Annotated in this window: 23 protein-coding genes; 14 read left to right on the forward strand and 9 right to left on the reverse strand. The window is 58.1% G+C overall.

Features of this window, described 5'->3' with window-relative positions; translation table 11 throughout:
- Positions 1 to 24 precede the first annotated feature (24 nt).
- Positions 25 to 627: a ribosomal protein S5-alanine N-acetyltransferase gene (rimJ, locus tag KHO33_RS11795; RefSeq protein ID WP_054033495.1), complete on the reverse strand. Its 603-nt coding sequence runs from the start codon at positions 625 to 627 to the stop codon at positions 25 to 27.
- Positions 628 to 781: 154 nt separating this feature from the next.
- Between rimJ and KHO33_RS11800 the strand changes: the two genes are divergently transcribed.
- From KHO33_RS11800 to KHO33_RS11815, 4 genes are all read left to right on the forward strand, one after another.
- Positions 782 to 1,504 carry a transporter substrate-binding domain-containing protein gene (locus KHO33_RS11800; RefSeq protein WP_200565041.1) on the forward strand — a complete coding sequence of 241 codons (723 nt, stop codon included), beginning with the start codon at positions 782 to 784 and terminating at the stop codon, positions 1,502 to 1,504.
- Positions 1,505 to 1,717: 213 nt separating this feature from the next.
- Entirely contained in the window at positions 1,718 to 2,659 is a 942-nt protein-coding gene (locus KHO33_RS11805) for an aldo/keto reductase (protein WP_200565040.1), read from the forward strand.
- A 30-nt stretch (positions 2,660 to 2,689) separates the two neighbouring features.
- Positions 2,690 to 3,073, forward strand: a complete 384-nt coding sequence (locus KHO33_RS11810) for a nuclear transport factor 2 family protein (RefSeq protein WP_200565039.1) — start codon at positions 2,690 to 2,692, stop codon at positions 3,071 to 3,073.
- Positions 3,074 to 3,220: 147 nt separating this feature from the next.
- Positions 3,221 to 4,258, forward strand: a complete 1,038-nt coding sequence (locus tag KHO33_RS11815) for an IS481 family transposase (RefSeq protein ID WP_200565038.1) — start codon at positions 3,221 to 3,223, stop codon at positions 4,256 to 4,258.
- A 98-nt stretch (positions 4,259 to 4,356) separates the two neighbouring features.
- On the opposite strand, the gene KHO33_RS11820 is transcribed toward KHO33_RS11815, so the two are convergent.
- Complete coding sequence (locus KHO33_RS11820) at positions 4,357 to 5,331, reverse strand: zinc-binding dehydrogenase (protein ID WP_054033491.1); 975 nt, start codon at positions 5,329 to 5,331, stop codon at positions 4,357 to 4,359.
- A 92-nt stretch (positions 5,332 to 5,423) separates the two neighbouring features.
- Between KHO33_RS11820 and KHO33_RS11825 the strand changes: the two genes are divergently transcribed.
- From KHO33_RS11825 to KHO33_RS11835, 3 genes are all read left to right on the forward strand, one after another.
- On the forward strand, positions 5,424 to 6,314 hold the full coding sequence (locus tag KHO33_RS11825) for a LysR family transcriptional regulator (protein WP_054033489.1): 891 nt from the start codon (positions 5,424 to 5,426) through the stop codon (positions 6,312 to 6,314).
- A 17-nt stretch (positions 6,315 to 6,331) separates the two neighbouring features.
- The gene (locus KHO33_RS11830) at positions 6,332 to 6,739 is read left to right on the forward strand and encodes a hypothetical protein (protein WP_128575964.1); all 408 of its coding nucleotides are present in this window, start codon (positions 6,332 to 6,334) and stop codon (positions 6,737 to 6,739) included.
- 146 nt (positions 6,740 to 6,885) lie between these two features.
- Complete coding sequence (locus tag KHO33_RS11835) at positions 6,886 to 8,091, forward strand: tetratricopeptide repeat protein (RefSeq protein ID WP_200565037.1); 1,206 nt, start codon at positions 6,886 to 6,888, stop codon at positions 8,089 to 8,091.
- 173 nt (positions 8,092 to 8,264) lie between these two features.
- On the opposite strand, the gene KHO33_RS11840 is transcribed toward KHO33_RS11835, so the two are convergent.
- Positions 8,265 to 8,429 carry a hypothetical protein gene (locus KHO33_RS11840; protein WP_200565129.1) on the reverse strand — a complete coding sequence of 55 codons (165 nt, stop codon included), beginning with the start codon at positions 8,427 to 8,429 and terminating at the stop codon, positions 8,265 to 8,267.
- Positions 8,430 to 8,897: 468 nt separating this feature from the next.
- Between KHO33_RS11840 and KHO33_RS11845 the strand changes: the two genes are divergently transcribed.
- The 3 genes from KHO33_RS11845 (at position 8,898) to KHO33_RS11855 (ending at position 11,713) form a co-directional block, all read left to right on the forward strand.
- Positions 8,898 to 9,941, forward strand: coding sequence for an AraC family transcriptional regulator (locus tag KHO33_RS11845; protein WP_200565036.1), 1,044 nt, complete (start codon positions 8,898 to 8,900; stop codon positions 9,939 to 9,941).
- A 211-nt stretch (positions 9,942 to 10,152) separates the two neighbouring features.
- Entirely contained in the window at positions 10,153 to 11,085 is a 933-nt protein-coding gene (locus KHO33_RS11850; protein WP_200565035.1) for a hypothetical protein, read from the forward strand.
- A 46-nt stretch (positions 11,086 to 11,131) separates the two neighbouring features.
- Positions 11,132 to 11,713, forward strand: coding sequence for an OsmC family protein (locus tag KHO33_RS11855; protein ID WP_200565034.1), 582 nt, complete (start codon positions 11,132 to 11,134; stop codon positions 11,711 to 11,713).
- 279 nt (positions 11,714 to 11,992) lie between these two features.
- Here KHO33_RS11855 and KHO33_RS11860 read toward each other — a convergent pair whose 3' ends face one another.
- Both KHO33_RS11860 and KHO33_RS11865 read right to left on the reverse strand, forming a co-directional pair.
- Positions 11,993 to 13,816, reverse strand: coding sequence for a hybrid sensor histidine kinase/response regulator (locus KHO33_RS11860; protein ID WP_200565033.1), 1,824 nt, complete (start codon positions 13,814 to 13,816; stop codon positions 11,993 to 11,995).
- Positions 13,817 to 14,077: 261 nt separating this feature from the next.
- On the reverse strand, positions 14,078 to 15,934 hold the full coding sequence (locus tag KHO33_RS11865; RefSeq protein WP_200565032.1) for a hybrid sensor histidine kinase/response regulator: 1,857 nt from the start codon (positions 15,932 to 15,934) through the stop codon (positions 14,078 to 14,080).
- 474 nt (positions 15,935 to 16,408) lie between these two features.
- Here KHO33_RS11865 and KHO33_RS11870 point away from each other — a divergent pair, with 474 nt between their 5' ends.
- From KHO33_RS11870 to KHO33_RS11885, 4 genes are all read left to right on the forward strand, one after another.
- Positions 16,409 to 16,837, forward strand: coding sequence for a YciI family protein (locus tag KHO33_RS11870; protein WP_054033475.1), 429 nt, complete (start codon positions 16,409 to 16,411; stop codon positions 16,835 to 16,837).
- A gap of 159 nt (positions 16,838 to 16,996) precedes the next feature.
- A complete protein-coding gene (locus KHO33_RS11875; RefSeq protein WP_054033472.1) occupies positions 16,997 to 17,284 on the forward strand; it encodes a DUF1330 domain-containing protein in 288 nt (95 codons plus the stop codon).
- A gap of 57 nt (positions 17,285 to 17,341) precedes the next feature.
- On the forward strand, positions 17,342 to 18,580 hold the full coding sequence (locus KHO33_RS11880) for an EAL and HDOD domain-containing protein (protein WP_200565031.1): 1,239 nt from the start codon (positions 17,342 to 17,344) through the stop codon (positions 18,578 to 18,580).
- A gap of 119 nt (positions 18,581 to 18,699) precedes the next feature.
- Positions 18,700 to 19,356, forward strand: coding sequence for a GntR family transcriptional regulator (locus tag KHO33_RS11885; protein WP_054033469.1), 657 nt, complete (start codon positions 18,700 to 18,702; stop codon positions 19,354 to 19,356).
- 42 nt (positions 19,357 to 19,398) lie between these two features.
- On the opposite strand, the gene KHO33_RS11890 is transcribed toward KHO33_RS11885, so the two are convergent.
- From KHO33_RS11890 to KHO33_RS11905, 4 genes are all read right to left on the reverse strand, one after another.
- Positions 19,399 to 20,136 carry an amino acid ABC transporter ATP-binding protein gene (locus KHO33_RS11890; protein WP_054033467.1) on the reverse strand — a complete coding sequence of 246 codons (738 nt, stop codon included), beginning with the start codon at positions 20,134 to 20,136 and terminating at the stop codon, positions 19,399 to 19,401.
- The gene (locus tag KHO33_RS11895) at positions 20,114 to 20,803 is read right to left on the reverse strand and encodes an amino acid ABC transporter permease (protein WP_054033465.1); all 690 of its coding nucleotides are present in this window, start codon (positions 20,801 to 20,803) and stop codon (positions 20,114 to 20,116) included. Before KHO33_RS11895 ends, KHO33_RS11890 begins: the two co-directional genes overlap by 23 nt.
- Positions 20,803 to 21,471: an amino acid ABC transporter permease gene (locus KHO33_RS11900; protein WP_175049186.1), complete on the reverse strand. Its 669-nt coding sequence runs from the start codon at positions 21,469 to 21,471 to the stop codon at positions 20,803 to 20,805. The genes KHO33_RS11895 and KHO33_RS11900 overlap by 1 nt, the downstream gene beginning before the upstream one ends.
- A 69-nt stretch (positions 21,472 to 21,540) precedes the next feature.
- On the reverse strand, positions 21,541 to 22,371 hold the full coding sequence (locus KHO33_RS11905) for a transporter substrate-binding domain-containing protein (protein WP_054033460.1): 831 nt from the start codon (positions 22,369 to 22,371) through the stop codon (positions 21,541 to 21,543).
- Between the last annotated feature and the right edge of the window lie 56 nt (positions 22,372 to 22,427).

A 22,427-nucleotide genomic window follows, 5' to 3' on the forward strand; every position in this document is an offset into this window, starting at 1 on the left:
TTGAAGACCGCGTTATTGTTCCATTCACAGCATACGGGAGTTGGATACGGGATCGGCAAGATCGTCTGGATTGACCAACGACGTAAGTACGTGATCGGCCCAGACACCATTGATCTTCAAGTACGACCGGGCCAGGCCTTCCTTCTCGAAACCAAGGCTAGCCAGTAGGTGTTCGCTGCGAGCGTTCTCCGGTCGATAGTTGGCCATGATGCGATGCAAGCCGATATTTCTGAACACATACTGGATGGCTACCGCGAGACTCTCTCGCATCAGGCCTTTCCCTTCGACCACTTTCGCAAGAGAGAATCCAAGGTGACACGCCTGGAACGGTCCTCTAACGATATTGGTGAAGTTGCACTCTCCGATCAACTGACCACCTTCACGTTCGAACAGCACGAGATGAAGAGCGTTTCCTGTTGCGGTTTGATGAGCCATTGCGCGTAGCCTGTCAGTGATGGCATCCAGGTCAAAAAAACTTTCCTGCCGCGCAGGCTCCCAAGGCTGAAGATGTATTCGATTGGCTGCGTAGTACGCCTGCAACGCGCTCGCATCATTCTCGCTGACGGCTCGCAATATCACGCGTTCGGTGGTCAATCCTTCGTCTGGATGGTTTGCCGCATTTGCCATTAGTCTATCGCCCTTGATATGCAATATTGCGCGTGATTGTACCGAGGCCAAAAACTACTTTCGGCGCCGGCGAGTCACCAGCGCACTTAGGATCGGCGAACAAGCGGTTAGAACGGCATCCCGGCCGTTCCCTTTTAGCAAGCGAGGCGAAGCAATGAAAGTAGTGATCGCGTACATCGAAGAACCCCCATTTGGCTGGACAGAATCAAATCAGGCGGCGGGGGCGGACATTGAGTTGGCGGAAGCCGTCCTTCGGGCTATCGGCGTCACCCATATCGAGCATCGCTTGACTACGTTCAGCGAACTGCTGCCCGGTGTCGAGGCGGCCCGCTGGGACATGAACGTTCCACTCTTCGTGACGCCTGAACGGGCTAGCCAGGTTGCCTTCAGTTTGCCCGTGTGGACGATTGGCGATGGGTTTCTGGTCAGGTCAGGAAATCCGAAAGGGCTCAATAGCTACGCATTACTTGCCGAACGCCACGATGCCCGGCTAGGCATCATTGCCGGACAAGTGCAACGCGAGTCAGCCAGAGCGTCAGGCGTGAGCGAGGACCAGATCGTCATCTTCGAACAGCAATCCGACGCAATCGAAGCGCTTCGCTCAGGAACGATCGACGCCTACGCTAGCACCGCAGTGGGAAATCGCGTACTGGCTGACCGAATCGGTGGCGCGGTATTCGAGGCCGTTGAGCACGACACCGAAAAGGATGGCACGCAACTCCCCCCGGCCGGGGCATTCTCGTTTAACAAGAACAACGGCCGATTGCTCAATGCCGTGAACGAGCAACTTCGCTTGTATCTGGGCTCTCCCGATCACCGGACTCGCATGTCGAAATTCGGCATCACACGCAAAGAGATTGACCCCGCGCTAGGTTGAACCTTTCAGAAGCCCTCCACTGCCGCCCACTGATTCGTTTGCTACACTCGATCGAGGAGCAGACCTGTTTGGTGCTCGGTTTGACCCTGATGACGGCTGCCGAGTAGCGACTCGAGTACGTTGACATTTTCTCTTCATACACCTGGCACCACAATTGCAAGCCTGAGCGTCGGTCCTTCATCTTAGGGCACGAAATAGCACGGAGGTGTCGCCATGATTGAGTCTTCCGATTTCAGAAGCAAAAAGTTGGCGCTCAATCACGGAGGCGGCCGTATGCCCGCGCTCGGATTCGGCACGCTGATTCCCGACGCAGCTACGACGACCAGTGCCACCAGAGACGCGCTGGAGGCCGGCTATCGACACTTCGATTGTGCCGAGCGATATCGAAACGAGCGCGAGGTCGGCGAGGCTCTGCGAATAGGGCTGGCTGCCGGAGGGATCGCACGCGAAGACATCTTCGTGACCACAAAATTGTGGAACTCCAATCATCGGCCTGAGCGTGTTGAACCGGCTTTCGAGGCAAGTCTTGAAAGGCTGGGGCTCGACTATCTTGATCTCTATCTGATACACACTCCCTTTGCATTTCAGGCGGGGGATGAGCAGGACCCGCGCGATGAAAACGGTAACGTCATTTACGATCAAGGCGTGACGTTGCAAGACACGTGGAGGGCGATGGAAGATCTCGTCGACCATGGAAGATGCCGGGCCATCGGACTGTCTGACATCGGCTTGAACGAACTACAGCCTCTCTATGAATCGGCGCGAATCAAGCCGGCAGTAGTGCAGGTCGAAGCACATCCATATCTTCCAGAAACGGAACTTCTGGAATTCTGCAAAGCGAAAGAGATTGTGTTTTTGGCCTTTGCGCCATTGGGTCACGGAATCAGGCCGGGGCCACTCGAGGACCCCGTCGTCTCGCAGATCGCCGCGCGAATTGGAAAGACGCCGGCACAGGTGCTGCTTGCCTGGGCGATCCAGCGTGGCTGCGCTTTGCTTACCACCCCCAAAACTGCGGCCCGCTCGCGTGAGAATTTCGATATCTCCGCGCTTCCGGCAGACGCGTTCGATGAGATCAACCGGATTGAGACGAGGCAGAGGTTCAACGAAGTCGTCAAGACGGGTAGCCCGGGGTTTATTCCGCGAATTACGCAATAGATCGACGTGAACAGTACCCGGAGGCAAGCCATGCAAGAGGAACAGATACGTGAAGCACTGAATGCCCACTGGCGCGCGTCAGCGACCGGCGATCTCGACGCGGAGCACGACATTTACGATGAGGACGCCATCTGTGAGTATCCGCAATCAGGCGAACGAATCCTCGGGCGAGCTAATTTGCAGGCGCTTCGGGGTCATCATCCAGGCAAGCCATCAGGCTTCGAGGTCAGGCGAATTCAGGGAGAAGGTAGTCTCTGGGTCACGGAATACTCCATCAACTATCAGGGGCGAGCGGCTTACACGGTAAGCATTATGGAGTTCCGCAACGGCAAGGTTGTTCACGAGACCCAGTATTTTTCGGATCCTTTCGAGGCGCCGGGTTGGCGGAGTCAATGGGTTCAGCAGAGTGCGTGAGGCGACGCGTTGCGGCGGGATAAGTCGAATAATGTGCAGTGGACTAGACTAAATCTGACAGTGGTCGGTTTCTCGTGCTGATGCGCGTTGGCGCGGAGGGCGTAGCCCGAAGCGGTGACGCGCGCGGCGAACCGCAAGGAGTCCACCATGACTCAGGAACAGAAAGTCATTCGCGCCAAGGTCGGCATGCTCGAGTTGGCCCGGCAGCTAGGCAATGTCAGCCAGGCGTGCCGCGTAATGGGATATTCCCGCGACAGCTTCTACCGTTTTAAGGAACTGTACGATAAGGGTGGCGAAGCCGCACTGCAGGAAATCTCCCACCATCGTCCGTTACCGAAGAACCGCGTGGATCCGCAGGTCGAGGCAGCGGTGGTAGAACTGGCTCTGGAACTGCCTGCCCACGGCCAGATCCGTATTGCCAACGAGGTACTCAAGCGCCATGCCCTGAGCGTCTCGCCGCAGGGTGTGCGCAGCATCTGGCTACGTCACGACCTCGAGACCATGAACAAGCGCCTGAAGGCGCTGGAGGCGAAGTCCGCCCAGGAAGGACTGGTGCTGACCGAATCGCAACTCACCGCGCTTGAACGTGCCAAACTGGAAAAGGAAACGCACGGTGAATTCGAATCGGAATGCCCCGGCTATTGCGGCGCCCAGGACACCTTCTATGTCGGCACGCTCAAGGGCGTGGGCCGCGTCTACCAGCAGACCTTCGTCGACACCTACTCGAAGGTGGCGTTCGCCAAACTCTACGACCGCAAGACGCCGCTGCCGGCAGCCGATTTGCTCAACGATCGCGTTGTACCGTTCTTCGATAGCTACGGCATTCCGCTCTCGCGCGTGCTGACCGATCGGGGCACCGAATACTGCGGCAACCCCGAGCACCACGAATACGAGCTCTATCTGGCCGTCGAGAACATCGATCACACCCGCACCAAAGCCCGTTCGCCGCAGACCAACGGCATTGTCGAGCGGCTTCACAAGACCATGCTCAACGAGTTCTATCGCATCGCCTTCCGTAGGAAGATCTACGACTCGATCCCGGCATTACAGACCGATCTGGATGCATGGCTTGACCAGTACAACAATGAGCGCGAACATCAGGGACGATGGTGCTATGGCAAGACACCCATGCGAACCTTCCTTGATTCGCTCGAGCTCGCCAGGGAGAAACTGATCCCTCACTAAAACGCCTTCCTTCTTTACTCGCCCGACTACCTGTCAGGTGCAGTCCAGGCTAATACAAATAATGCCCGTCGCCGACGTTCGCCGTTCCTACTGCCAACCTAAACTACGACGACAAACTTCCCCACGGCCTCATTACGCTCCATCAATTCATGAGCAATCGGTACTTCGGATAGGCCGAAGATGCGTGCGGGTCGACTTTGATAAAAACCGCTTGCGCCCAGCTCCACAATTTTCTGCATTGGCACATCCGACAGCGGGAATTCCGGAGCCCCAAACACGAAGCTCCCAAAAAAACTCAGATGAACGCCGCTTGGCATCTGGCCGAGCGGATCGAACTCGGCGAGTGGCGTAAGGCCGCCCAGGAATCCGGCCAGGCAAACACGGCCGCCACGACGTGTCGCACGGAGCGAGTCGAGAACAGTGCTGTTTCCGATCAGATCAAGCACCGCGTCGGCCTTACCACCAGGCCATCCGGGCGCTGCACATAACTCACCTGTGCTCGTCACTACATGGGCGACTCCCCGCGCGCGCAACATGGCTTCGCAATCCGGCCGACGCGTCGTCGCAATCACCTCCGCACCGAGTTGGGCGCCGATATCGATCGCCGCCAGCCCGAGACTCGAGGTCCCCCCGCGTACGACGAGTCGCTGCCCGGACTTTACTTCGAGGTCTCTGTGAAGGCACGTCCAGGCGACCGCGTAAGCTTCCGGCAGCGTGGCGAGTTCTGCCCAGTCGAGGGGCGTTTCAACGGCCACGACATTGGTCGCGGGTACAACGACGTATTCTGCATAGCTGCCGTCGATCGTTCGCCCCATTCCGCCCATCAGCGCGACTACCGTCTGGCCCTCGTGCAGGATCCCCGCTGCATCCGATACCACGGACCCAACACATTCGATGCCACTTACTTCCGCTACATCTCCCCATAATCCTCGCCGCATGTAGAGTTCGGCGCGGTTCAGACCAAACGCCCGAACGCGAATCAAGACGCAGCCGGGTTTGAGGACGGGACGTGGCCTCTCCACGATTTGAAGCACCTCAGGACCACCAAACTTGCTTCTCACGATTGCTTTCATGTCGATCTCCTCATTGGGAGACTGAATGGTAGGATCGAGCTTCGTCGATAGAAATTACTCTCTTTCGACAAAGACTGAAGGCCATCTCTACAATGAACGAGCCCACGCTTTTACAGTTGCAGTGCTTCGAAGCACTGGTTGCCGAAGGCAGCTTTGCCGCGGCCGCTGCGCGGCTAAACCGAACGCATCCAACGGTCCATGCGGCGGTAAGGGCGCTTGAAGCTCAAGTGGGAATGGTCCTGCTAGACCGGGCCGGATACCGTGTCACGCTGACCGCAGAAGGCACGGCGTATCACGAGCGCGTGATGCAGTTTCTTCGTCAATATGAAAATCTGCGGCGCGAAGCGGCTCAGCTCGCTGCTGGACAGGAGGCAGAGTTACGCGTCGTGGTGGGTGACCTGTGTCCATTGACCGAGACCCTCGGCACGCTCAAACGGTTCTTCGAGACGAGTCGCGGCACGCGTCTTACGCTGCTGTTCGAGGCGATTAGCGGCCCTTGGGAACGGCTGCAGAACGGCGAGTGTGACTTGATATTTCATCACATCGACAAACCGTCGCCCGCGATCGAATCGGTTGCATTGTTCGAGGTCAAGTTGGTTCCGGTCGCAGCCCCTGGGTACATCAAGCCATTGACGGCCGACTCGCTCACGCCAGCCGATTTGAGACCCTATATTCAGTGCATCATCCGCGATACGAGCAAGCAGTTTTCGGACGCCAACTACTATCTGATCGAGGGCGCGCCAACCTGCACCGTGCCCGACCAGTTGATGAAACGCGAGTTAATTGTGCAGGGGCTCGCGTGGGGGCACATGCCTTACCATCTCGTCGCCGGCGATCTCGAGAAAAAGCGGCTTGTGTCACTCGAGGGGCGGCACTTGCAAGGCGCGACGTTCAAACACTACGCGGCCCGGCTTCGCGACGCCGCGCATGGTCCCGTTGCGCAGCGTCTTTGGAGTCAGTTGCTGGAGCAGGGTGCAGGTTAAATGCGAATAGGCGCAACATGCGAAATGATCTGAACCGCGCAGCTTATTGGATTGCGTTCATCCTCGAACGCTGTCAATTTCCCAATCGCGATGCGCTCGCCGCCCAATTTGCGAACTCCGAAATCGGCGAGCTTTGTGAATGCGGGTGCAACAGTTTTGCGCTATCAATGGCTGCACCTGACGACGTTCCTGGAATATCGGCGCGGGGACACGGTTACGGCCTGGTATTTGAAGCAGACTTTCGGGACCGTAACGAATCCGACGAGTCACGATCGCTTGAAGTACTTTTGTTCACCAATGATTCGGGTCATTTGACCTACGTTGAGATCGACTATTGTGGAAACGGGCTACCAATCCCCGAGCGGATGAGCCTCGAGTCGGCTCCCTATCACGTATTCCATGGTGAGACGCTGATCCGTGCATAGATAGCGGATATGTCAATCGCACGGGACAGTGAACGGTCAGAGGCGGATTCCTGCTGTCACCACTCGAATCGAGTCAAGCCGTGATAGATTTGGCCCGACTGAGGCTGACAATAACTAGGTACCCCACATTTCAGTTCGAGATTTCAATGGTGCCCAAAAAAAATATCCGGAATCATTGCAGCGCAGTTGCGGGGCTGGCGATTGCAGTTGCTGCGACGTGCGGCTGTGCACAGGTCCAGACGAACAATGCTGTTAACGCGGGCGCGCACGGGGAAGCAAAGGAGGGCGGCGCCGAGGCGGAAGTGATGCATGGACTGCAGTACACGATGGGCCCATCGAAGAACTATGCCCAAGCATTTGCCTTGTTCCGAAAAGCGGCCGATCAGGGGAGTGCTAACGGCGAGTACGCCGTCGCGCAAAGCTACGAGGTTGGCCGAGGCGTAGAAAAAGACGAGACAGAAGCAGTGGTCTGGTATAGAAAGGCTGCGGAGCAAGGCGTAACCGCAGCCCGGGCACGCCTCAGGACAATGTTTGTTCATGGACAACTTACACCTGTCGATGATGATCGGGGCGGGAAATGGTGGCACGGGCTCGTGGAGCAAGCGGCTGATGAGTCACAATCCTTCTCTCGGACCTACGCTGCTGCTGCCCAAGGCAATGCAGACGCTGAGGTTACGCTCGCCGTCGCCTATTTGACTGGTGTGGGGACGCCTAAAGACCGGACTCAGGCGACCTGGCTATTTCAGCAGGCTGCCGGGCAAGGACAGACCGAAGCTCAATGTCTTGTTGCTGCTATCTCAGCTTCCGATGATGACTGGACCATACCAGCCGAGATGACGCGTGCCGCGGACCTGTGTATCAACGCAGCTAACCATAGATATGCTGATGCTCAACTTGTCCTCTCCACCTTCTACATGATGGGGCGTGGCGTACCGAAGGATCCTGTACAGGCCTCCTTCTGGCAACGTACAGCGGCTGAACAGGGGCGACGTGACGCCGCATTCATGCTCGGTGACGACTATGAGCATGGAAAGGGTGTCCCGAAGGATGCCGCGCAAAGCCTTATCTGGATCCGTAAGGCTGCAGATCAGGGATACCCGCCAGCTATGACTAATCTCGGCATGCAGGCTTCCCTCGCTCACTTCACTGGGAAAGAAGATCCCCTTGGTGATAAGGAGCTTGCAAAAGAATTTCTGGACCTGGGAGTCGAGTATGCGTCGGACTCGGAGCGGGACTTGCTTCCTAATTTGTGGGCCAGTCGCGCCGCGCAGGAAAGGGAGCGGCGACTGCAAAAGCAATGGCGTCGAATTGTAGCTCCGGCATTGAAGCCAATCGGAGCAGACGGTCAGTGACCTCTCCGGTCTAAAGGTCATCTTGTAGAGATTGGCTGGGACGATTCACCAATAGCGCTGAGTGAGAGCGTCGGCAGCCAGTTGCAACGGCAATCCGAACCCATAAGTGATAGTTCGTTTATAGATTGCACGGTCGCTGACCTACCCGCCGACCTACGCACCAACCTGCACCACTACCCTTTATTGAACAGACTCACGACACGGGACATAGATTTCGCCGCCAGAACGAGCAGAGCGCCGGAGACGCTGTAGTCGACGTTGAACATCAAGTCGATCAGATAGAACATGGCTAACGCGATGAGCGGGTGGCACATCGCAAGGCTTATCAGGCGTTTCATCGGCATCTCACGCGGTTTCGTTTGCACGAACCGGTAAGTCACTGTGCGTGAACCGATCTGCGCAAGTTTCGTGGCGCGCCAGGTTTCCGGAATCCGTGGAAGGTTTGGCTGCGAAGTAGGGATGACGCTGATCTGTCACGTCCCGTCCTGTGATGAACTTTGCCTCGCGCAACCGGTTGCCGTCCTGCCCGTGCGTCGCTGTCTTTTGCCCTATCGTCCAAGTCTTGCCGATGATTCTCCTGGCCATTGCCGAGCGTCCGGAAAGATTGTCTGTTCCTCCTGCAAAAGGGGACGATGTGTTGCACGTGTTTATGTCACGCGGCGACGCATCGCGCGTGGTGAAATAAATCGGTAAGGCATTTGTCATCTACCGCCGCGGCGGGTATAACATGAACCCCTCGGTCAAATTGAAGAACGACCGGCCTCCCGGTTCCTTGCCCGGGAAATCGCATATCACGCGAGCTCTTCATGGATGCAGTTTCTGACGTCCTGCGCGCTGTGCGCCTAAGCGGCGCGGTGTATCTGACCGGAACCTTCACGGCACCGTGGTGCGTGATAGGCCGCACGGATGCTGCGCTCTGCGCGGCCTATCTGCCGCGCTCCGAGCGTGTCGTCTCATATCATCTGATCATTGAGGGTAGCTGCTGGGCTCAACTGGCAGACGACCCTGATTCCGCGATTCATCTCAACGCTGGTGAACTGCTGGTTGTGCCGCAAGGCGAAACGCATTTGATCGGTAGTGCTGTGGATCTTGCACCCACGCCAACTGAGGTGCTATTGGCTGGCCAGATGGCGGTAGAACCAGGCGAGGTAATGACGGTGTCTTACGGAGGCGGGGGGCCTACGACTCGCATCGTCTGCGGTTTTCTAGCCTGCGACGATACGCTGAGCAACCCACTGCTCTCATCGCTGCCGCGACTCTTCAAGGTTGATATGCGCCATGATCCGCGAGCTGCATGGCTTGAATCCTCTCTCAAGTTTGCAGCCAGCGAAGCTGCGAGTTCGCGGGCGGGCGGTACGATTGTCCTCGCCAGACTGTCCGAACTCCTGTTTGTCGAGGCGGTGCGCAGCTGTATTGAAGCGCTTCCTGACCACCAGACAGGATGGCTCGCGGGCGTGCGCGATCGCTACGTGGGGCGCGCGCTTTCGTTGCTTCATGCTCAAGCAGTCCACCCCTGGACCGTCGACGAGCTTGCACGCAAGGTGGGGTTATCGCGTTCCGCGTTGGCGCAACGCTTCACCGATCTCCTTGGACAACCGCCAATGCAATATCTGGCGAGATGGCGCATGCAGATCGCGGCGCAGGAACTTCTCGCGGGCAGAAAGTCCCTCGCCGCTGTAGCGGAGCAGATTGGTTATGAGTCTGAGGCGGCATTCAGTCGGGCCTTCAGGCGGGAATTTGGAATGCCGCCGGCAGGCTGGCGCAAGAGCAAAGGAAAGATGAACGGCGCTGCCGAATCCGCGCAGGCCGCCCCCGCTGCAAGTGGCATCACGCCACCGGCAGATCAGTGACGTTTACTGCCATACCCGAAGCAACATTCACTCGCACGCGTCAAAGCTGACCCGGCGTTTCGGCCATATCTCCCGGTGGCCCGGCCATAGAACCTCGCGTCTCCCAATCGTACATTCGAGCGTACCGGATGCCAGATCAACCATCTGGTTCTGACCGGTAGATGAACATTTACGGCTCGACCGTACGCAGGTTCATATTGGGAGAAATGCCATGAACGCAGTATCGCGACTCTCCAACCACGATCGTTACGCCCGTTGCATTCGCGCTTCAAAGATGGTCAATTGGGAAATCGAGCGTGACGTGATTGGAGGCCGCAGCTTTGACACGTCGCAGAAGTATCTTCCCGATGGGCTCTCACTGGCTCCGAATTTCTTCACACTCTCCGAGAGCGAAAAGCGTTTCGTCAGCCAGATTCAGGGGCGCACGTATGCCAACGTGTTCGGACTCGTGGAGCGTTTCATCAACGCCAAGGTGCTGGAAGTCAGCCGTGATCATTGGCTCGGCGACCAGATAGCGCTTGAGGCGCTGGTCCGATTCAGTGAAGAGGAACTCAAGCATCAGGCGTTATTTCGTCGCATCGACGAGATGATCGGTGAGACGCTCCCCCCGGGCTATCGCTTCGACGTCGACCCGAATGTTGTTGCCTCTGCAGTCCTCGGGAAAAGCACGTGGGCCGTATTGGCGCTGACGCTGCATATCGAACTGTTCAGCCAGCTCCACTACCGCCAGAGTATCGCTCCGGACGATCAGCTATCGGAGCTGTTCAAGAGCGTGTTCCTCTACCACTGGAAGGAGGAGAGCCAGCACGCCATCCTGGACGAGCTCGAATGGGTCCGTCACGACGCCACCATGACGGACAGTGATCGCGACAAGGCTGTTGACGAATTCATCGAGCTGGTCGCCGCGATCGACGACATTCTGCGGGCGCAGGCTGCAGCCGACGCGCGTTATTTCAAGGCGAATTGCGGCCGCGCAGTCGACGAGACGGAAGCCCAGTCGATCGAAGCGAATTTCCTAGAGGCTTACCGGTGGCAGTACATCCACTCGGGTGTGCGTCATCCCCATTTCGGCCAGGTGCTTTATAGCCTCATCTCCGAAGACCAGCGCAGGCGCATCCATGCTGCGCTCGCCACATTGCAATGAGATTTACTGAAGCTGAACAATCCACCTATGCTGAAGGAGAGGGAACATGAATGCCAACGCACAGACCAACGAACCTAACGTCGTTAATGTTGTTAACGGCCTTAACGTCGACGACCTGTTCGCCCTGATTGAGGGCGTCAAGGAGGATGTTTCGAAAGCCACCACGAGCTGGCGTGTAGCGACGAGCTGGCAGGGCCAGACTCGAACGCGCGCCGAGGTAGAGGGGTTCTCGATCGGCGGGCAGGATGTGCCGCGCCGGTTCACGATCGATATCGATGAGCCCTGCGAACTCGGTGGCTCGAACAAGTTTGCCAATCCTCAGGAGCACCTGATCGCCGCGCTGAATGCCTGCATAGCGGTGGGTTACGTGGCGCAATGCGCCGTCCGCGGGATTACGCTCGAATCCCTGCAGATTGAGACCGAGGGTGAAATCGACCTCAGGGGTTTTCTCGGGATCGATCCGAAAGTGGCAAACGGCTATGAGAGCCTGCGTTACACCGTCCGTATCAAGGGCAGTGGTACCAGCCAGCAATTCGCGGAAGTCCATGACGCGGTAATGGCCACTTCCCCCAACGTCTACAATCTGGCGAACGCCGTCGTTCTGAAATCTACCCTTGTGGTCGGGTGAACTTCGCGATGCGGGCGCGGCGACTCGAATCGTTTTCGTCGCGCTCGCAGGCTCTAGCGTGGTTCACGCAGTCTTCGGTTCACCGAACCATCGCGAGGCGGCCTGAGCAGCCTTCTCATGGTTAGACGAGGCCTCACTTCACGCAGAAGAGAAAGCAGTTCGCCGCCTTCGCGGCGTCGCGACGATCGTACCATCCCATATAGGATCGATCCAATTGCGGCTTTGGCTACGCGTTGCGGCGCCGCGCGGAACCCATCGTCATGCTGGCGGACTGAGGGATCAAACTCGGCGTCCCGCCTGGCACAGATCCGGCGTATGACCGAAGTCTGTCGGTTGTTGGGCGGCAATGAAGCGGCTGACTTCTGCGAGCGTACTTTCCGGTGCGGAAGACTTCCGTAACAGTACGAACGGTTCGGTGAAATCGCGAAGTGCGTGAGGCGACACCAGTTCGCCCGTGATGAACACAACCGGAAGCACACCCGCCCAGGCGAAATGCTGCCTGATCCGTTCGGCGACCTCCATGCCCGTCGGCCCATCGCGCAGGCGGATATCGGTGACAATGATGTCGGGTGCGCGGCAGTCATCGGCGAGAATCGCTTCGAATCCCGCCATTGACCCGGCGGCATCCACCAATGCGTCGGCACTGAGGAACAACCGGCGCAGGCCCTCGAGAACGGCCGGTTCGTCGTCGCAAAGCAGGATGTATTTGCCCTTAAGGATCGACGTGCACGCGTCGTCTTTTCGATCGTCCGTCCCGACAGCAGGTGTCATTCCAGATATCGGAGCGTACAGGGAAAAGCGCGACCCGCGCCCTTCGACTGACCAGAAACGCATACTGTGCTTCGGCAGAATTCCGGCAACCCGATGGACGATAGACAGCCCAAGTCCCAGCCCTTTCGACCGATCGCGGCCTGGGTTGTTAATCTGGTAGTACTCGGTGAATATCGCTTCCCGATGCACGGGCGAGATGCCGATACCCGTGTCCCATACATCGATACGAAGCTGTTTTCCAATCAGCGCCCAGCCGACTACGACACCGCCCTCGGATGTGTTCTTGATCGCATTCGATACAAGATTGGACAATGCCCGTTTGAACAAAGAGCGGTCACTTTCAATAGGCGGCGGACGGCGCCGACGTACGCTGATTCTGAATTCAATGCCCCGCGCCCTTGCCGGTTCAAGGTATTGCTCGAAGACTTCCGCCAGCACGGCCTGCGTATCGACTGGCGCCATGTGCGGGATGTATGAACCCAGTTCGCTATAGTCCTGGATATCCTTGAACATATCGAGGATGTCGCGTGCCGTTTCCTCGATGACGTCGAGATCATGGCTTGCGGCGTGTTCATCTTCGAGTTTCATTCGCGCGCTACGGATAAAGAGGTTGATCGCGGCGAGAGGCTGCTGGATGTCGTGGTAGGCCGATGAAAAGAACCGCTCCTTCTCTTTAACGAGTTCTCTCATGCGCTCATTTTGTTGCTTGACTACGCGGGAAGCGGCATCGACGCGTGCCTTGGCTGCGCGCAACGTGCGCCGGAATATGAATTCGCGCCGGGCAGCGCGTTCGAACTGAATGCAGACGACAATACCGGCGAGATACATGATAGACACCGTATTCCCACGGGAAAGCCAGGAAACCCAGTGAAACCCTGGCGTGGAAACATGACCCCCTATCCAGAGGTAAATGGCAAGACGAAAGACCAGGGCGCATAGTCCGACCAACCACGCTGCCGTGATTGCGCGGAGTCGGAACGACGTGAATATCAGGAAAATGATAAGAAAAAATTCGGGGAAGAGATCCTCGAAGACCTGGGTCGCCGGGTAAACGTTCATCAACGCTATTTGGGCGAACCAACAACTCAGTATCACTACACAAAGTAATCTGACAACCCGGCGTTCGTCAAAGGCGCGGGATCCCCACATCAGCCACAACGGTAGGGCCATACCCACGGCACCTGCGAGTCGCACATAGCTAACGTGGAAGATGATGCTGGGATCAAACGTGCGCAGCAGCCACCAGTCCCGGCCAACAAACACGATCCATATCAGTATGAGGCTGGCGCCAGCCAGCCTGCGTTGGCCCGCGTAGCGACGCGCATAGTCCATACGGAACGCACGCTCCATCGCCGCTGACCCGAACTTGCGCACTACGAAGCCAGACGATCTCATACGGGCGCACCCCATCGTCATGCGTAGCCACTCGCGATAAACCAGAATAACAGGTCGCGATCCTTGCCATCACCCACAAATGTATCAACAAGGTGGTGCCATTGCCCCCACCTTGACGGTTTGGCAAGGTGCCCGGTTACGGACGACGACTATCTGATCCGTCGCCCGAATCGGCCAACGGGACGCCGATCACGCCTGTCACGGATCCGGCGCCTGACTGAAGCCTGCCGGCTGCTGGGCGGCAACGAACCGGCTGACCTCAGCAAGCGTGCTTGCCGGCGCGGAAGACTTCCGCAGCAGCACGAACGGTTCGGTGAAATCGCGAAGTGCGTGAGGTGACACCAGTTCGCCCGTGATGAACACAACCGGAAGCACACCCGCCCAGGCGAAATGCTGCCTGATCCGTTCGGCGACCTCCATGCCCGTCGGCCCATCGCGCAGGCGAATATCCGTGACGATGACATCTGGCGCGCGACCGTCCTCGGACAATATCGCGTCGAATCCCGCCATCGACCCGGCGGTATCCACCAGTGCGCCGGCACTGAGGAACAACCGGCGCAGGCCCTCGAGAACGGCCGGTTCGTCGTCGCAAAGCAGGATGTATTTGCCCTTAAGGATCGACGTGCACGCGTCGTCCTTTCGATCGACCGTCTCGACAGCAGGCGTCATTCCGGATATTGGCGCGTACAGGGAAAAGCGCGACCCGCGTCCCTCAACCGACCAGAAACGCATGCTGTGCTTCGGCAGAATTCCGACAACCCGATGGACAATAGACAACCCCAGTCCCAGGCCTTTCGACCGATCGCGGCCTGGGTTGTTAATCTGGTAGTACTCGGTGAATATCGCATCCCGATGCATCGGCGAGATGCCGACGCCTGTGTCCCGTACGTCGATGCGAAGGCTTTCCCCAATCTGCACCCAGCCAACTATGACTCCGCCCCTGGAGGTGTTCTTGATCGCATTCGATACAAGATTGGACAACGCCCGTTTGAACAAAGAACGGTCACTTTCGATGGGTGGCGGACGGCGCCGACGTACACTGATTCTGAATTCAATGCCCCGCGCCCTCGCCGGTTCAAGGTATTGCTCGAAGACTTCCGTCAGCACCGCCTGCGTATCGACTGACGCCATGTGCGGGATGTATGAACCCAGTTCGCTGTAGTCCTGGATATCCTTGAACATATCGAGGATGTCGCGTGCCGTTTCCTCGATGACGTCGAGATCATGGCTTGCGGCGTGTTCACCTTCGAGCTTGATCCGCGCACTGCGGATAAAGAGGTTGATCGCGGCGAGAGGCTGCTGGATATCGTGGTAGGCCGATGAAAAGAACCGCTCCTTCTCTTTAACGAGTTCTTTCATACGTTGATTTTGCTGGTTGACTGCGCGGGATGCCGCTTCAACGCGTGCCTTGGCTGCGCGCAACGTGCGCCGGAACACAAATTCGCGCCGGGCAGCGCGTTCGAACTGAATGCAGACCACAATACCGGCGAAATACATCATGGACACCATCGCCCCACGGGTAATCCAGTGAGACCACGGCGTGGAAGTACCCCAGATGTATTGGAACAGTACTATAAGGTGATAGCTTACAACGCATAGTCCGACTAGCCATGCTGCCGTGATTGCGCGAAGTCGGAACAACGTGAATATCAGAAAAAGGGCAACAAAAAAGCCGGGGAAAATCTCCTTTCCGACCTGGACCGGCGGGTAGAGGTTCACCAACGCCAATAGGGCGAACCAGCAGCTCAGCGTCACTACACAAAGTAATTTGACAGCCCGACGTTCGTCAAAGGCGCGTGGTCCCCACAGCAGCCATAACGGCAGGGCCATACCCACGGCACCTGCGAGTCGCGCATAGCCAACGTGGGAGAGGATGCTGGGATCGAGCGTGTGCAGCAGCAACCAGTCACGGACCACAACGACGGTCCAGATCAGTATGAGGCTGGCGACGGCCAGCCTGCGTTGGCTCGCGTAGCGACGCGCATAGTCCACACGGAACGCACGCTCCATCGCCGCCGATCCAAACTCGCTTACCAGGAAGCCTGACAATCTCATAGGGCCGCTTGATCAGGAAAGGCGCTGTGGGCGGATAGTGCGCGACGTCGGGAGACTGTATCGGCGCACCGCAGGTTAGACAGGTCCCCACCGAGCGTCGCTAACGGAGTAAGACGGCACATTCCCGCGAAAGCGGCGCCGGTGATCACGAGTGCACAGCGCCCTCGTGCGTGGCCACAGGGAGATGAATGCAGACTAACAGGTCACCATCCCTGCTGTCAGCCACAAATGTATCCGTCCTTTCCGGGGCCGAGGAGGTATGGCAGAAGCGGTTTAACGTGGCAGACGCGGACTGCGATGGCGTCGAGGGCACTTACTGTCTTAATGACGGGCAATGCATGACTACGTTCGCCGCGTTCTGAAAGAACGGGCAAGTCATGTCTTGCGCATGTCGATTTCTCCCACGATCATTCGTCGTATTCACAGGAGGCGCTTTTGTCTCCGAACACTATCGTTTTCAAAGGAGAAACCCAAATGCGTGTAATGGTCATGGTCAAGGCAACCCCGGAATCCGAAGCCGGGCAAATGCCAAGCATGGAGCTCATCGCGGCGATGGGCAAATATAACGAGGAACTGGTGAAGGCCGGGATCATGCAAGGCGGCGACGGGCTGAAGCCGAGTTCGGCAGGCGTACGCGTGAGGTTTTCAGGGAAGGATCGAACCGTTGTTGACGGCCCATTTGCTGAGACCAAGGAATTGATCGCCGGGTACTGGCTCTGGCAGGTTCAATCGATGGAGGAGGCGATTGAATGGGTCAAGCGCTGCCCGAATCCGATGGTGAGTGATTCAGAGATTGAGATTCGGCCTTTCTTTGAGCCTGCGGATTTTGGCGAGGCCTTTACGCCTGAGCTTCAGGAGCAGGAAAAGCGTCTGCGGCAGCAGATTGACGGGCAGACCCGCTGATAACTTTCACCGCATCAGTCTGCGGGGCGCGCGGAGGCGCCCCCGCTCCGTCTGTCTGAGGCTTAGGTCAGGCGTCGTGGCTTTGTGCAGGGGACGAGGTGCAACGCGGTTTCATGGCATTATCGTGTGCACCTTCACACCACCGCTGGAGCATACGTCATGGCAACTTACATAGTTTTCACAAAGGAAAGCACGCAGGATCAGGGGGAACTCGACATCTACCAAAGCAAGGTGGGCGAAACCTTTAAAGGTCATCCCGTCAAAATTCTCGCGGCTTACGGACCTCAGCAGATCCTTGAGGGCGATGCGCCAGAGGGCGTCGTGATCGTGGAGTTTCCGACGACGGAGGCCGCGCGCGCGTGGTACGACAGCCCGGCATATCAGGAGGTCGCGCAGCACCGGTTCAAGGGTGCGCGCTATCGCGCCGTTCTCGTCGAAGGCCTGTGACGAACGGCTGCGCATAATTGTTTTGCATATTGTTAGGCCTTCCAGCAAGGGGTAGTCGTGAACAGCGTTTCAATTGAGGCCGTCGCGCCGGACGATGCCGACGTGTTTGTGGCACGCCAACCCGTCATGGATCGGGCTGGTCGCGTTGTCGCATACGAGCTTCTCTTCAGAGACGGTCCCACCGGGGGAGCGCGGATCGGGGACGAACTGCGCTGTACCACGGCGGTGATTGAACGCGCAGTGGGCTCGATCGGTCTCGAACGGCTTGCCGGCAGCAAGGCTTGTTTCCTGAATTGCCCACGTGATTTTCTGTTTTCGGACTACCCGTATGTGCTGCCGGCGTCACGTTTCGTTCTGGAGATTCTGGAGTCTGTCGAGCTGACCTCTGACCTCTCGCGACGGTGCAGCGAGTTGCGAGGAGCGGGTTTTCAGATCGCGTTGGACGATGTCAGGAGCATGACAGACGAGGTCCGATGGTTTCTTCCTTCCGTCGACATCGTCAAGATCGACTGGCCGTTTGTCGAACGTGCGGAATTACCTGAACTGGTCAGTCAGTTCAAACGGGCGGGAAAGGTCGTGCTCGCCGAAAAAATCGAAACTGCGGAGGATGCGGAGCATGCCCGGCAACTGGGTTGCGATCTGCTGCAGGGCTACTATTTCGCCAAACCGCAAATTCTTTCAGGCAAGCGCGCGATGCCGCCAGTCAAGGCGATTCTTCACGTGTTCGACCTGGTCGGCGCCGATGCGCCGTTGGGGAGTATTGCGCGAGCGCTAAAAGAGACGCCCATGCTGGTTGCCCAACTCTTACGGCTTGCAAACAGCAGCGAGCAGCCTAACGGCAAAACGGAGCGCATTTCGTCGCTCAAGCAGGCGCTCTCGATAGCCGGAAGCCGCAGACTTTTGCATTGGTGCGGACTTCTGCTTTACGTCGGCCGGGACGGCCTTCCAGTCGAGGACGATCCGCTTGTGCTGCTCGCACAACGACGCGCACATTTCATGGAAGAGGCGATCGACGCGATGCCGGATGGCTCGCGTTCGCTGGCGTCGGCAGGCTATCTGACGGGCATGCTGTCGCTACTGCATGTGGCGTATCACATGGAACTGCGCAGCTTCGTCGACGAGCTACCCGTTTCCGATTCCATCCGGCTGGCGATCCTTAACGGCGGTGGCGTACTCGGCGAATTGCTGTCGGTCGCCACGCTGCTTGAACGGGGCGATGTGGATGCGGCGACGGGGAGACTGCAACAGCTGGAATTTTCCCCCGCAGGGGTTCGGAAGATCGTTGAGTGCTACTGAGGCGATTTGCAGTATCGCGGGTGGTATGACGGCCAGTCTCAGTCGTTCGACGGCGTATCAATGTGGACATTCGATCGCATACAATACGTATACCGTGCATCCGAATTGAGTGAGACGACGTGACAGCATCTTCCCTGACAACCCCGGAGAAACTGGGGGAACTGGCCTATCAGACTTTGCGGCGAATGATCCTCGATAAGGCATTACGCAGCGGCGGCGCCGTCGTTGAAGGGCGGCTGGCCGAGGAACTCAACATTTCCCGCACGCCCATGCGCGAAGCGTTGCTGCGGCTTGAGGGCGAGGGGCTGTTGACGCGCGCCGGGGCCCGCTCTTATTCGGTGCGCTTCGTCAGCGCGCAGGAATACTTGCAGGCGATGAAGGTGCGCGAGCTCCTTGAAGCGGAGGCCGTCGGCCTTGCCATCGGCAAGATCGACAAGAAGCAGATCCAGCAACTGATAAAGAAGATCAAGGCTCTGCGCAGTGGGCAGCAGGAGCAGGAACACTGGCAGATCGACGACCAGGTTCACACGATGATGGCGCATGCAAGCGGCAACGACGTGCTCGCGCGGACGATCGAAGTGGTGCGCACGAACAGCCGGCTGTTTGAACTCACGACACCTTTCAATCGAATCGAGGAGGATCGCGCCGAACACCTTGCGATCCTCGAAGCGTACGCTGCCGACGACGCGGAAGCTGCACGCGCTGCCGTTCGCACGCACTTACAGAATCTGCGCAGTTTCGTGCTTAACCGTCTGAGTGGAGGCAGCGGTCCCTGAGCCGGATCGGCCCGCTAGTGGCTCGCGGCCTCAGCGACTCAATCAGTGGCGCAGGATCTTGCCGACGAATTCACGCGTGCGCGCTTCCTGCGGGGCATCGAAAATCTGCTGCGGCGAGCCTGTTTCGATCACATGGCCACCGGCCATGAACACGACTTTCGACGACACCTCGCGCACGAAGCTCATCTCGTGCGACACGATGAACATGGTGATGCCCTCCAGTGCCAGAGCGCGAATCGTATCGAGCACCTCGGTGACGAGTTCGGGGTCGAGCGCGGCGGTGACTTCATCAAGAAAGAGCACGTTTGGCTTCAACGCCAGCGCGCGGGCGATTGCCACACGTTGCTGCTGACCACCTGACAACTCGTCCGGATACGCTTTCAGTCTGTGTTCCAGGCCCACGCGCGTGAGCAACCGGATGGCATCGTCTTCCACCTGCTTGCGCGGCCAGCCCTTGATCCGGGTAGGCGTGATCATCACGTTGTCCAGCACGGTCATGTTCTGGAACAGGTTGTATTGCTGGAAAACGATCGCGATTTCCGAGCGCAACGACCGCACGGCCGCCTTGTCCCCATAGTTCACGAGATCACCGTTCAGCCGTACGCTGCCGTGCTCCGGCGGCAACAACCCCAACAGAACGCGCAGCAACGTGCTCTTGCCCGATCCGGACGGCCCGATCAGGCTGACGATTTCACCTTTCTCGACTGACAGGTTGATACGTTCAAGGACCGTGTGCGGCCCATACGACGCCTTCAGATCAACGATTTCGAGTTGCGGCAAGTTTCTTCTCCAGGCGCTTACCCAAGCGCGACAACGGGTACGACATCACAAAATAAAGCACCAATACCGTTCCGTACACGAGCCATGAGGAAAACCCCTTATTGGTCAGCACCTTGCCGGCGGACGTCAGTTCCATCACGCCGATCTGCGAGGCGAGCGCCGTGTCCTTGATGAACATGACGAAGAACCCGAACGTGGGCGGCACGATCACGCGCCACGCTTGCGGCACGATGACGAAGCGCAGCGATTCGAAGTACGAGAAATTCAGCGTTTGCGCGGCTTCCCATTGGTTTTTATGGACCGATTCGAGTCCGCTTCGAATGATCTCGCCAAGGTACGCGGACGCGATCAGGCAGACGCTCAGCGACGCGACGGCAAACGTCGAGAGATTGGCTTTCGACGTTTGGCTCGCGAAGAACACGAGCATCAGCGTGACCAGAAACGGGATGCGGCGAAACAGAAAGCAATAGACAAAGGCGAGGGCGCGTAAAGGCGCCATCGTGCGGGAATGCGTGACGCGGACAATCGCTATGACAAAGCCCGCGAGAAAGCCCGTAAAGCAGCCGGCAGCGGACAGCACGAAGGTTGCGGCGAACCCTTCCACTAGCAACAGCAGGTTGTAGAAAGAAAACAGTTGTGCGATTTCGGCGTGTGAGGAAGCGAACATCAGAACACCTTGATTTTGGCGCGGCAGACATGGCGCCCGATCATCGCCAGCGCGAACGTAGCGATCAATGTGACGGCGACATACAGAACGGCGGCCACGCTGAACGCTTCGACCGAAAGGTAGGTTTGTGAACTGAGGTTGTACGTGCGCCCCGTCAGTTCTTCGACGCCGAAGATCGACGCCATCGACGTGCCGAGCGTCATGACGATGAACTGGTTCGACAGCGGCGGGAACATTACCTTCAGTACGTGTGGAAAGATCACATGCCGCACGATCTGCGGCGTGGAGAAGCCGAGTACTTCTGCGGCCTCGATCTCCATTAGCCGGACCGAATTGAACCCTGCGCGCTGGATCTCGCACAGATACGCGCCCGCATTGAACGTCGCTCCGATCAACACCGCTGTGAACGGCGACAGGGTCACGCCGATCTCAGGCAGCGCGAAGAACAGGAAAAAGATCTGCACGAGTTGCGGCGTATTGGTCGCGAATACCACATAAGCCATCACCACTTTGCGCAGAAACGCCGGCCCGTAGCGCAACACCGAAGCACAGACGAGGCCGATGATCATGCCGAACCCAAACGCGAGCACGGCGATCTGCAGGCTGAGCCATGCGCCGGCAAGCAGATAAGGCCACTGCTGGAGGATGGGTTCGAAATGTAGGGTCATCGAATAGTGGCTCCCGCCGGATGCGAAGTGCTCGTCCGTTACGGCGACGAGCGCTGTCGCCAGTTTCCCTTACTGCGCGGCTGCAACAGGTGTAGGTGAGGCGGTCGGATCGTGCAGCATCGCGCTGCCGAACCACTTCTTCCAGCTTGCGGCGACAAAGCCGTTCTTCTGCAACGCGCCGATTTCCTTGTTCAGACGCTGCGTCAGCGCCACATTACCCTTTTGCACGCCGATGCAGTCGTAGTCCACTTCGATCGGCGCATCCACTACACGCCATTTCGTCGGATAGTTCTTCGTGTAGCTCAGCATGAAGTCGAGCACGTCGATCAATGCGTCGGCGCGGCCCTGAGCGATCGCGCGAACCGCATCCGGATAGTTGTCGAGAATCAGAAGCTGCGCCTTGGGCAGTTTGTCATGAATCAGCTGGATAGGTGTCGTGCCGCGTACCTGAACGAGGCGTACCGCCGGATCGTTCAGCTGGGTCCAGTCTGAATAGGACGTCGCCTGCGTCGTCAGGACACCTAGCACTTCGGTGTTGACCGGGTCGGTGAAGTCGATCACCTTCAGGCGGTCCGCGTTGCGCGTCATGCCGCCCATTACCGCGTCGATCTTGTCGGTCATCAGAAACGGCACGCGATCGTTCGAGCCCACCGGAACGATCTCAAGCTTCACGCCGAGCGAGTCGGCAATCTTCTTAGCAATACTGACATCGAAGCCGTCGATGTTGTTTTTCGCGTCGTAAATGCCGAGCGGCGGCAGGTTCGGGTTGATGCCGAACACGATCTTCTTCGACGCGATGATTTCATCGAGCGTACGGGCGCTGGCGTCCAACGAGCCGAGCAACGCGCAGGCGGCAACACCCACGGCGAGCATGCGGGTGAGGAGGGTAAAGGATTTCATGCTGCAACTCCGTAATAGGTTCGGGGGCGAATGCTGACCGTTCTGGCGCGTGGTTC

Source organism: Paraburkholderia nemoris (genome assembly GCF_905221015.1).
Classification (GTDB): Bacteria; Pseudomonadota; Gammaproteobacteria; order Burkholderiales; family Burkholderiaceae; genus Paraburkholderia; species Paraburkholderia nemoris.

What these genes read in the sequence shown, in the direction of transcription:
- rimJ (WP_054033495.1), bottom strand. Translation starts at nt 627, where the DNA reads ATGGCAAATGCGGCAAACCATCCAGACGAAGGATTGACCACCGAACGC.
- KHO33_RS11800 (WP_200565041.1), top strand. Translation starts at nt 782, where the DNA reads ATGAAAGTAGTGATCGCGTACATCGAAGAACCCCCATTTGGCTGGACA.
- KHO33_RS11805 (WP_200565040.1), top strand. Translation starts at nt 1,718, where the DNA reads ATGATTGAGTCTTCCGATTTCAGAAGCAAAAAGTTGGCGCTCAATCAC.
- KHO33_RS11810 (WP_200565039.1), top strand. Translation starts at nt 2,690, where the DNA reads ATGCAAGAGGAACAGATACGTGAAGCACTGAATGCCCACTGGCGCGCG.
- KHO33_RS11815 (WP_200565038.1), top strand. Translation starts at nt 3,221, where the DNA reads ATGACTCAGGAACAGAAAGTCATTCGCGCCAAGGTCGGCATGCTCGAG.
- KHO33_RS11820 (WP_054033491.1), bottom strand. Translation starts at nt 5,331, where the DNA reads ATGAAAGCAATCGTGAGAAGCAAGTTTGGTGGTCCTGAGGTGCTTCAA.
- KHO33_RS11825 (WP_054033489.1), top strand. Translation starts at nt 5,424, where the DNA reads ATGAACGAGCCCACGCTTTTACAGTTGCAGTGCTTCGAAGCACTGGTT.
- KHO33_RS11830 (WP_128575964.1), top strand. Translation starts at nt 6,332, where the DNA reads ATGCGAAATGATCTGAACCGCGCAGCTTATTGGATTGCGTTCATCCTC.
- KHO33_RS11835 (WP_200565037.1), top strand. Translation starts at nt 6,886, where the DNA reads ATGGTGCCCAAAAAAAATATCCGGAATCATTGCAGCGCAGTTGCGGGG.
- KHO33_RS11840 (WP_200565129.1), bottom strand. Translation starts at nt 8,429, where the DNA reads ATGAAACGCCTGATAAGCCTTGCGATGTGCCACCCGCTCATCGCGTTA.
- KHO33_RS11845 (WP_200565036.1), top strand. Translation starts at nt 8,898, where the DNA reads ATGGATGCAGTTTCTGACGTCCTGCGCGCTGTGCGCCTAAGCGGCGCG.
- KHO33_RS11850 (WP_200565035.1), top strand. Translation starts at nt 10,153, where the DNA reads ATGAACGCAGTATCGCGACTCTCCAACCACGATCGTTACGCCCGTTGC.
- KHO33_RS11855 (WP_200565034.1), top strand. Translation starts at nt 11,132, where the DNA reads ATGAATGCCAACGCACAGACCAACGAACCTAACGTCGTTAATGTTGTT.
- KHO33_RS11860 (WP_200565033.1), bottom strand. Translation starts at nt 13,816, where the DNA reads ATGGACTATGCGCGTCGCTACGCGGGCCAACGCAGGCTGGCTGGCGCC.
- KHO33_RS11865 (WP_200565032.1), bottom strand. Translation starts at nt 15,934, where the DNA reads ATGAGATTGTCAGGCTTCCTGGTAAGCGAGTTTGGATCGGCGGCGATG.
- KHO33_RS11870 (WP_054033475.1), top strand. Translation starts at nt 16,409, where the DNA reads ATGCGTGTAATGGTCATGGTCAAGGCAACCCCGGAATCCGAAGCCGGG.
- KHO33_RS11875 (WP_054033472.1), top strand. Translation starts at nt 16,997, where the DNA reads ATGGCAACTTACATAGTTTTCACAAAGGAAAGCACGCAGGATCAGGGG.
- KHO33_RS11895 (WP_054033465.1), bottom strand. Translation starts at nt 20,803, where the DNA reads ATGTTCGCTTCCTCACACGCCGAAATCGCACAACTGTTTTCTTTCTAC.
- KHO33_RS11900 (WP_175049186.1), bottom strand. Translation starts at nt 21,471, where the DNA reads ATGACCCTACATTTCGAACCCATCCTCCAGCAGTGGCCTTATCTGCTT.
- KHO33_RS11905 (WP_054033460.1), bottom strand. Translation starts at nt 22,371, where the DNA reads ATGAAATCCTTTACCCTCCTCACCCGCATGCTCGCCGTGGGTGTTGCC.